This window comes from Kitasatospora sp. NPDC089509 (assembly GCF_044749365.1).
In the GTDB taxonomy this organism is placed as follows: Bacteria; Actinomycetota; Actinomycetes; order Streptomycetales; family Streptomycetaceae; genus Kitasatospora.
In genome coordinates this window covers 660,172-669,180 of the sequence record NZ_JBIVHS010000002.1, presented here as the reverse complement: position 1 = coordinate 669,180, position 9,009 = coordinate 660,172, and the positions used below count along the sequence as shown (strand labels likewise).

Below are 9,009 nucleotides of genomic sequence, written 5' to 3'. Positions count from 1 at the left end.
GGGGCGCGCGGGCGGGGGGGCGGGGGGGGCCGGGGGGGGGGGGGGGGGGCCCGCCCGGCCCCCCCCCCCCGGGGGGGGGCCCCCCGGGGGGGCCCCCCCCCCCCCGCGACCGGACCGCACAGGATCCTCACCGGGTTTTACCGGTAGAACAGTTGACGGAGCGTCGGCTCCGCTACTTGACGAAGCTCTCGACCACCTTGGGCGGCCAGACCCCGACCTTGAGGACGCCCATGGAGTAGGCCCGGGAGACCAGCGCGGCGCGGTTCGGGACCCGCAACTTCCGCAGCAGGCAGGTGACGTGGTACTCGACGCCCTGGCGGCTCAGGTAGAGCCGGGCGGCGAGCGGCACGGTGGAGACCCCGGCGGCTATGCCTTCGAGGATCCTGGCGTCGATCTCGCTCAGCAGCTTCTTCTGGCCGGCCACCACTTCGGATCCGCCCGAGTCCGGGCGACCGTCCGGCATCATGACCAGGATCGAGGACTCGTCGGGCAGGTCGCCGCGCACCATGACCGCGGTGAGCGGCACCGTGAAGGTCTCGTCGCCCGGGCCGACCGCGATCACGTCGGTGGCGAAGCGGTCGCGCCGGCCCTCGATCAGCCCGGAGAACTGGCGCAGCAGCGGCTGTTGGACGCTCGGGTGGACGAGCTCGCTGAAGGTGCGGCCGCAGAGGTCGGCCGAGGAGCGGCCGAACTGCCAGAAGAAGGCCTCGTTGGCCTGACGGATGGTGAGGGCCCGGTCGAGCTGGGCCATGGTCAGACCGGCCTGGTCGGTCGACCGCTGGTACCGCGCCGCCGTGCCACCGCCTTGCTCCCGCTCGGCCGTGAGGGTCCGGACGGAATTCGGCTGGGCAGAATGGGAAATCACCACGGAAAGTCGGTTCCCTTCGGGGCGAAAGTACGGACGGATAAACGTTCGAAATACCCGGGGCGAAACCCGGGCGATCACGTCCGTACATCGAACTGTTCGCGAAACTTAAGGAATCGGTCGACATTCCGGTCGACCGCGACCGGCCTGCGGCCGGTCGAATCCCTGAACATGTGACACGAGGGCGGGTGGGGTTCCCGTCCCTCGGTGGAACGGTCGGTGAGGTCGGTCCCTCCGCAGCTCAGCGGCTGCCGAGGAAGGTGCCGTCAGGCTCGGAGGGCCGGTTCCGCGGCAGAGGATCACCGCTCACCGCCCTACCGGTGGGTGTCCGCCGGGATCTCGACGCCGTCTCCCCGGATCCCCGGTCGGCGGCCGATGCCGGAATTCTCCACACTGACGACACGAACTCCTGCACCTCCCGAGCGCAGACGGATCCGATATCCCGGGGCGATCCCGGTGAGCGAACCGCAAAAGCGACTGACCTGGAATCAGCGTACCCGGGCCGGTCTGAGCAAGAATATATGGGACACGTCAAGAAGCAGGCAAGCATCCGAAGCGTCCCGATCCGGATCCGGCCAGGTTCGGACAACCGGCCGGTCACTGTTCGAGCCCCTGGGGGGTTGTCTGGGAATTGCATGAGAAAGCGTTGGAGTCTCTTTGCCCAACGGCCGCCGTCCAAAACAGGACACAAGCGGATGATCAGACCCAACTCCCGGTCAGGACCGGTCAGGACTAAGGAATTCCCGGAACCTGGCATGGGACCAAGGTGGGGTGCAGTCCCAGTCGCCACCCCGCCCCGAGGGAGTCCGATGAACGCCCCGCCACGGCCGAGCACCGCGCGCCGGCCGATCCTGTTTGTCAGCCTCCCGGAGAGCGGCCTGCTCAACCCCCTGCTGGTGCTGGCCGGAGAGCTGGCCCGCCGGGGCGTGCCCGACCTCTGGTTCGCCACCGACGAGCCCCGCCGCGGCGAGGTGACGGCCCTCGCCGACCGGTCGGCGGTCGAGTTCGCCTCGCTCGGCGACGTCTTCTCCGAACTGTCGGCGGTCAGTTGGAGCGACGAGGTGTACCGCCGGGTGACCCAGGAGTCCCGGTTCAAGGCGCACCGCGCGGTGATCCACCAGTCCTACCGGCCCGACCTCCAGGCCGAGAAGTACCGCCGGCTCGCCGCCGTGGTGGACAAGTGCGAGCCGGCCCTGATGGTGATCGACTGCGTCAGCGCCTTCGCCGTCGACCTGGCGCTGTCCCGGGGGATCCCCTTCGTGCTCAGCGTCCCGTTCCTGCCGAGCAACGTGCTGACCTCGCACAGCCCGTTCGGGCCCTCCTACACGCCCAAGGACTTCCCCGTCCCGCACTCGGGGCTGCCCTACCCGATGTCGGCCGGCCAGCGGCTGCGCAACCGGCTCTTCAAGCTCCGCACGCTCGCGCTCTTCCTCAACCCCACCATGGGCAAGGTGCTCTCCGAGGACGCCCGGCTGCGCAAGGAGCTCGGCCTGCCGAAGCCCAGCCCGATGACCCGGATCGACCGCGCCGAGCTGGTGCTCTGCAACTCCGTTCCGGAGCTGGACTACCCGTTCGACCTGCCGGGGAAGGTCCGGCTGGTCGGGGCGATGGTGCCGCCGCTGCCGGAGTCCACGCCGGCCGACGACGGGACCGGCGTGATGGACTGGCTGGACGCCCAGTCCTCCGTGGTCTACATGGGCTTCGGCACCATCACCCGGCTGACCGCCCCCCAGGTCCGCGACCTGGTGGAGGTCGCCCGCCGGCTGGACGGCCGGCACCAGGTGCTGTGGCGGCTGCCGGCCGAGCAGCAGCACCTGCTGCCGCCGCGCGGCGAACTCCCCGACAACCTGCGGATCGAGAGCTGGCTGCCGTCCCAACTGGACGTGCTGGCCCACCCCAACGTCGACCTGTTCTTCACCCACGGCGGCGGCAACGGCTTCCACGAGGGCGTCTACTTCGGGAAGCCGCTGGTGGTCCGGCCGCTGTGGGTGGACTGCTACGACCAGGCGGTGCGCGGACGGGACTTCGGGATCAGCCTGACCCTGGACCGGCCGCGGGACTTCGACCCCGCCGACGTCGTGGACAAGCTCACCCGGGTGCTCGGCGACCGCTCCTTCCGGGAGCGGGCCGAGCGGATCGGCACCGCCCAGCGCGCGGCGGGCGGCCGGGCCGCCGCGGCCGACCTGCTGCTCGGGCTGCCGGCCCTGGCCTGACCGCTCCCCGTCCGCGGGCTCGTACGCGCCCCGTACGCGCCCCCGTAGGTGCCCGCACCACCGCCCGGGTCCAGGGCCTGTCCGGCGGATCCTGCCGGACAGGCCCGAGGCCGCGCCCGCGTCAAGGCCACGCCACGCCATGTCACGCCCACGAGTGAGGACCCATGCCCTTCACCATCCCCGTGTCCCGCCCCAGCCTCGACGGACGCGAGCTGGAGTACGTCAACCGCACGATCGGCGACGGCTGGATCTCCTCCCAGGGCCCGTACGTCCGCCGGTTCGAGGAGGCCTTCGCCGAGTACAACGGCTCCGCCCACGGCGTCGCCTGCTCCTCCGGCACCGCCGCGCTCACCCTGGCGCTGCGCGCGCTCGGCGTGGGCCCCGGGGACGAGGTGATCGTGCCGGAGTTCACCATGATCGCCTCGGCCTGGGCGGTCACCTACACCGGCGCCACCCCGGTCTTCGTGGACTGCGCGGACGACCTGAACATCGACGTCGCCCGGATCGAGGAGCGGATCACCCCGCGCACCAAGGTGATCATGCCGGTGCACATCTACGGCCGCCGCTGCGACATGGCCGCGATCATGGACCTCGCCCACCAGTACAACCTGCGGGTGGTGGAGGACTCCGCCGAGGCCCACGGCGTCCGCCCGGTCGGCGACATCGCCTGCTTCTCGCTGTTCGCCAACAAGATCATCACCGCCGGGGAGGGCGGCATCTGCCTCACCGACGACCCCCGGCTGGCCGACCAGCTGGCCCACCTGCGGGCCATGGCCTTCACCACCGACCACAGCTTCCTGCACAAGAAGCTCGCCTACAACTTCCGGATGACGGCCATGCAGGCCGCCGTCGCCCTCGCCCAGACCGAACGGCTGGACGAGATCCTCGCCGCCCGCCGGGAGATCGAGCGCCGCTACGACCAGGGCCTCAAGGACGTCCCCGGGATCACCCTGATGCCGCCCCGGGACGTGCTGTGGATGTACGACCTGCGCGCCGAACGCCGCGCGGAGCTGCGCGACTTCCTGGCCGCCGAGGGCATCGAGACCCGACTGTTCTTCCAGCCGATGAGCCGCCAGCCCGGCTACCTCGACCCGGCCTGGCCCGGCCTCAACGCCACCCGGTTCGCCGCCGACGGCCTCTACCTGCCCACCTACACCTCGCTGACCCCGGCCGACCAGGACCGGGTGATCGACCGGGTCCGCGCCTTCCACGGCGTCGACTGACCCGGGGACGCCGAACCCGCACGTCCTGACCGAACGCCCTGATCCGCACGCCCTGATCCGCACGCCCGAGGGAGACCCGACGACATGACGAGCACCGGACCGCGGGTGGTCGACTTCCCGCTGCGCCGGCCCGGCGAGGCCTTCCCGCCGCCCCGCTACCAGGACTACCGCGGACAGCAGGGCCTGGTGGTGTGCCACCTGCCCAACGGCAACCGGGTCTGGCTGGTGACCCGGCACGAGGACGTCCGGGCCGTCCTGACCGACCGCCGGATCAGCTCCAACCCCGACCACCCGGGGTTCCCCAACATCAGCCAGACCATGGGCGTGCCCCGCCAGGAGCAGATCCCCGGCTGGTTCGTCGGCCTGGACTCGCCCGAGCACGACCGCTTCCGCAAGGCGCTGATCCCCGAGTTCACCGTCCGCCGGGTCCGCGAGCTGCGCCCCGCGGTCGAGCAGACCGTCGACCGGTGCATCGACGGCCTGCTGGCCGCCGGCTCCGAGGCCGACCTGGTCGCCGACTTCGCCCTGCCCGTCCCCTCGTTGGTGATCTCCGCGCTGCTCGGCGTACCGCCGGTGGACCGGGACTTCTTCGAGTCCCGCACCCGCACACTGGTCGCCATCCGCTCCTCCACCGACCAGCAGCGCGACACCGCCTCGCGCGAACTGCTGCGCTACATCAACCGCCTGGTCGCCATCAAGCAGCAGTGGCCGGGCGACGACCTGATCAGCCGGCTGCTGGCGACCGGCGCGATCGAACCCCGGGAGATGTCCGGGGTGCTGATGCTGCTGCTCATCGCCGGCCACGAGACCACCGCCAACAACATCGCACTCGGCGTGGTGACGCTGCTCGCCCACCCGGAGTGGATCGGCGACCCCCGGGTGGTCGAGGAGACCCTGCGCTTCCACTCGGTGGCCGACCTGGTCTCGCTGCGGGTCGCCGTCGAGGACGTCGAGATCGGCGGCCAGCAGGTCCGGGCCGGCGAGGGCATCGTGGCCCTGGTGGCCGCCGCCAACCACGACGAACGGGCCTTCGCCTGCCCGCACGCCTTCGACCCGGCCCGCACCGAGCGCCACCACGTGGCCTTCGGCTACGGCGTCCACCAGTGCCTGGGCCAGAACCTGGTCCGGGTCGAGATGGAGATCGCCTACCGCAGGCTCTTCGAACGCATCCCGGACCTGCGCCTGGCGGTGCCGGCCGAGGAACTCCCGTACAAGTACGACGGCGTGCTGTGCGGCCTGCACGCGCTGCCGGTCCGCTGGTGACCACACCCGGTCCTCCTGGACCGCCTCACATTCCTAGGGAACCGACCATGCGCATCACCGTCGACACCGACCGTTGCGTCGGCGCGGGCCAGTGCGTGCTGAACGCCCCCGCGGTGTTCGACCAGGACCACGACGGCGTGGTCGAGGTGCACGACCCCGCGGCGGCCGCGGCCGACCCGGAGGCCGTCGCCCTGGCCGCCACGCTCTGCCCGTCCGCCGCCATCACCGTGCACCGGGACTGAACCGCCCGCCGGGACCGAAACCGCCTGCCGGACCGAACCGTCCACCGGGCCGAACCGCCCGCCGGCCCCGACTCCCGCCCCTGAGAGGACCGACCCCATGACCAGTCCCAGCACCCTGTGGCTGCGCCGCTTCCATCCCGCGGACGCGCAACCGGTGCGGCTCGTCTGCTTCCCGCACGCCGGCGGCTCCGCCAGCTACTACCACCCGGTCTCCGCCGCCCTGGCCGCCGACACCGAGGTGGTCGCCCTGCAGTACCCGGGCCGCCAGGACCGCCGCACCGAGCCCTGCCTCGACTCGATAGCCGCCCTGGCCGACCGGATCACCGACGAACTGCTGACCCTGGACGACCGGCCGACCCTCTACTTCGGCCACAGCATGGGCGCCGTCCTCGCCTTCGAGACCGCCTGGCGACTGGAGCAGAAGGGCAGCCACGCCCCCCGCGGCATCATCGCCTCCGGCCGCCGGGCGCCCTCCACCAGCCGCTCCGAGACCGTCCACCAGCGGGACGACGACGGCGTGCTGGCCGAACTCCGGCTGCTCGACGGCAGCAACGCCCGGGCCCTGGCGAACGAGGAGATCCTGCGGATGTCGATGCCCGCGATCCGCGCCGACTACCGCGCCGTCGAACGCTACGCCTACGAGCCGGGCCGGGTGCTGCGGTGCCCGATCACCGCGCTCACCGGCGACGCCGACCCGCGCACCACCGTCGCCGAGGCCGAGGCCTGGCAGGACCACACCACCGGCGGCTTCCGACTCGAAGTCCTCCCCGGGGGCCACTTCTTCCTGGCCGAGCAGCAGACGGCGGTCCTGCGGGAGATCTCCGCCGAGCTCGCCGGGCTCCGCTGACCAACCGCCCGCCGAACCACGCCCCGCGCGGGCGGCCGCGGCAGGACAAGGACCCCTGATGCGCACTCTCCTGGTCGACAACTACGACTCCTTCACCTACAACCTCTTCCACTACCTCGCCGAGGTCACCGGCCGGGAGCCGGAGGTCATCCGCAACGACGACCCGTCCTGGCGGCCCGAACTGCTCGACGGCTTCGACGCCGTCGTCCTCTCCCCCGGGCCCGGCACCCCGCACAACCCCGCCGACTTCGGCCACTGCGCCGCGATCGCCCGCGAGGGGCGGCTGCCCGTGCTCGGCGTCTGCCTCGGGCACCAGGGCCTGGCGCTGGCCCACGGCGCCGCCGTCGGCCGGGCGCCCGCACCCCGGCACGGCCGGACCTCCGCCGTCCGGCACACCGGCACCGGGCTGTTCCGCCGACTACCCAACCCGCTGGAGGTCGTCCGCTACCACTCGCTGGCCGTCACCGCGCTCGCCCCCGGGCTGGACCCGGTCGCCTGGGCCACCGACGACGGCGTGGTGATGGCCCTCCAGCACCACGAACTCCCGTTGTGGGGCGTGCAGTTCCACCCCGAGTCGATCGGCACCGAGGCCGGGCACCAGCTGCTCGCCAACTTCCGCGACCTCGCCGAGGACTTCAACCGGACGCACCGGCCCGGGCCCCGACCGCTCCCCCGCGCCGTCCCCGTGCCAGCCGTACCGGCCGCAACCGCCGAACCCGCCGCCCGGCGGTTGACCGTGCTGAGCCGGACGGTCGACACCCGGTGGGACGCCGAGGCCGTCTTCGACCGGCTCTTCCGCACCGGCGACCACCCGTTCTGGCTGGACAGCAGCCTCCCCGGCGGCCGGCTCGGCCGGTTCTCCGTCATGGGCGACGCCTCCGGCCCGCTCGCCCGGGTGGCCACCGCCGACGTCAACCGCGGCACCGTGACGGTGCGCTCCGGCGACACCGTCGAGGTGGTCCGCGGCGCCTTCCTGGACTGGCTCGACGCCGACCTGCGCTCGCTGCGCACCCAAGTGCCCGAGCTGCCCTTCGACTTCGCGCTGGGCTGGGTCGGCTGCCTTGGCTACGAGCTCAAGGCCGAGTGCGGCGGCGACCGCGCCCACCGCTCGCCCGACCCGGACGCGGTCATGGTGTTCGCCGACCGGGCGGTGGTCCTCGACCACGGCACCGGCGCCGTCCACCTGCTCGCGCTGGTCGAGGAGGGGCGGGACGACGCAGGCGCGGACCACCGGGAGGACGGCCGGGACCGTTCCGCCGCGGCCTGGCTGAGCACCACCGCCGCCCTGCTGGCCGGCCCCGCCGCCGTCCTGGCCGACCCCGCCCCCGTCCGGCCCGGCGAGCCCGTCCCGCTGCGCCTGCGCCACCGTCGCCGGACCTACCTCCAGCTCATCGACGCCTGCCAGGACGAGATCAGCGCGGGCGAGACCTACGAGGTCTGCCTCACCAACATGATCGACGGCCCCGCCCCCGCCGACCCCTGGCAGGCCTACCGGGCCCTGCGCCGGATCAGCCCGGCCCCGTTTGCCGCCTTCCTCGGCTTCGACGGGCTGTCCGTGCTCAGCTCCTCCCCCGAGCGCTTCCTGCGGATCGACCCCGACGGGGTGATGGAGTCCAAGCCGATCAAGGGCACCCGGCCGCGCGGCGCCACCGCGGTGGAGGACACCCTGCTGATCGCCGACCTGGCGGCCAGCGAGAAGGACCGCGCCGAGAACCTGATGGTCGTCGACCTGGTCCGGCACGACCTCGGCAGCTGCGCCGAGACCGGATCCGTGGTCGCCGAGCCGCTGTTCGACGTCGAGACCTACGCCACCGTCCACCAGCTGGTCAGCACCGTACGGGCGCGGCTGCGCCCCGGGCGCAGCGCGGTCGACGGCGTCCGCGCGGCCTTCCCCGGCGGCTCGATGACGGGCACCCCGAAGCTCCGCACCATGCAGATCATCGACCGGCTGGAGAACGGTCCGCGCGGGATCTACTCCGGTGCGATCGGCTACTTCTCGCTGACCGGCGCGGCCGACCTGAGCATCGTGATCCGCACCGCCGTGCTGAGCGGCGGGCGGCTGCGCTACGGGGTCGGCGGCGCGATCATCGCCTTGTCCGACGCCGAGGGCGAGTTCGACGAGACGGTGGTGAAGGCCCGGCCGCTGCTGGCGCTGCTGGGGACCCCGTTCCCCGGGCAGCAGCCGTCCGCTCCGTCGCGGGCGCGGCGCGGGTCCGGGGTGGGTGCCGGGGCCACTGCTGCGGCTGCGGCTGCGGCTGCCGCGGGGGTCGGGGCCGCTGCTGACGCCGACTCCGGGGCCGGGGCCGGCTCGGGCTCTAGGGCTTTCCCGGCGGCGTCCGGCCGAGGATGACAGCGG

The 9,009-nt window shown here is 72.7% G+C and carries 7 protein-coding genes; 6 read left to right on the top strand and 1 reads right to left on the bottom strand.

Features of this window, described 5'->3' with window-relative positions:
* Positions 1–172 precede the first annotated feature (172 nt).
* A complete protein-coding gene (locus tag ACIP4P_RS06100) occupies positions 173–868 on the bottom strand; it encodes a LuxR C-terminal-related transcriptional regulator (RefSeq protein ID WP_350513608.1) in 696 nt (231 codons plus the stop codon).
* 806 nt (positions 869–1,674) lie between these two features.
* On the opposite strand from ACIP4P_RS06100, the gene ACIP4P_RS06095 reads away from it, so the two are divergent.
* The 6 genes from ACIP4P_RS06095 to pabB all read left to right on the top strand — a co-directional run bounded on the left by ACIP4P_RS06095 (position 1,675) and on the right by pabB (position 9,003).
* Entirely contained in the window at positions 1,675–3,078 is a 1,404-nt protein-coding gene (locus ACIP4P_RS06095; RefSeq protein ID WP_350513607.1) for a glycosyltransferase, read from the top strand.
* A gap of 164 nt (positions 3,079–3,242) precedes the next feature.
* Positions 3,243–4,301, top strand: coding sequence for a DegT/DnrJ/EryC1/StrS family aminotransferase (locus ACIP4P_RS06090; protein ID WP_400915224.1), 1,059 nt, complete (start codon positions 3,243–3,245; stop codon positions 4,299–4,301).
* A gap of 84 nt (positions 4,302–4,385) precedes the next feature.
* Positions 4,386–5,564, top strand: a complete 1,179-nt coding sequence (locus ACIP4P_RS06085; RefSeq protein WP_400915222.1) for a cytochrome P450 — start codon at positions 4,386–4,388, stop codon at positions 5,562–5,564.
* A 47-nt stretch (positions 5,565–5,611) separates the two neighbouring features.
* Positions 5,612–5,806 carry a ferredoxin gene (locus tag ACIP4P_RS06080; protein WP_350513604.1) on the top strand — a complete coding sequence of 65 codons (195 nt, stop codon included), beginning with the start codon at positions 5,612–5,614 and terminating at the stop codon, positions 5,804–5,806.
* Positions 5,807–5,903: 97 nt separating this feature from the next.
* Entirely contained in the window at positions 5,904–6,653 is a 750-nt protein-coding gene (locus tag ACIP4P_RS06075) for an alpha/beta fold hydrolase (RefSeq protein ID WP_350513603.1), read from the top strand.
* Between the two features lie 58 nt (positions 6,654–6,711).
* A complete protein-coding gene (gene pabB, locus ACIP4P_RS06070) occupies positions 6,712–9,003 on the top strand; it encodes an aminodeoxychorismate synthase component I (RefSeq protein WP_400915219.1) in 2,292 nt (763 codons plus the stop codon).
* Positions 9,004–9,009: the final 6 nt, after the last annotated feature.

What these genes read in the sequence shown, in the direction of transcription:
- ACIP4P_RS06095 (WP_350513607.1), top strand. Translation starts at nt 1,675, where the DNA reads ATGAACGCCCCGCCACGGCCGAGCACCGCGCGCCGGCCGATCCTGTTT.
- ACIP4P_RS06090 (WP_400915224.1), top strand. Translation starts at nt 3,243, where the DNA reads ATGCCCTTCACCATCCCCGTGTCCCGCCCCAGCCTCGACGGACGCGAG.
- ACIP4P_RS06085 (WP_400915222.1), top strand. Translation starts at nt 4,386, where the DNA reads ATGACGAGCACCGGACCGCGGGTGGTCGACTTCCCGCTGCGCCGGCCC.
- ACIP4P_RS06080 (WP_350513604.1), top strand. Translation starts at nt 5,612, where the DNA reads ATGCGCATCACCGTCGACACCGACCGTTGCGTCGGCGCGGGCCAGTGC.
- ACIP4P_RS06075 (WP_350513603.1), top strand. Translation starts at nt 5,904, where the DNA reads ATGACCAGTCCCAGCACCCTGTGGCTGCGCCGCTTCCATCCCGCGGAC.
- pabB (WP_400915219.1), top strand. Translation starts at nt 6,712, where the DNA reads ATGCGCACTCTCCTGGTCGACAACTACGACTCCTTCACCTACAACCTC.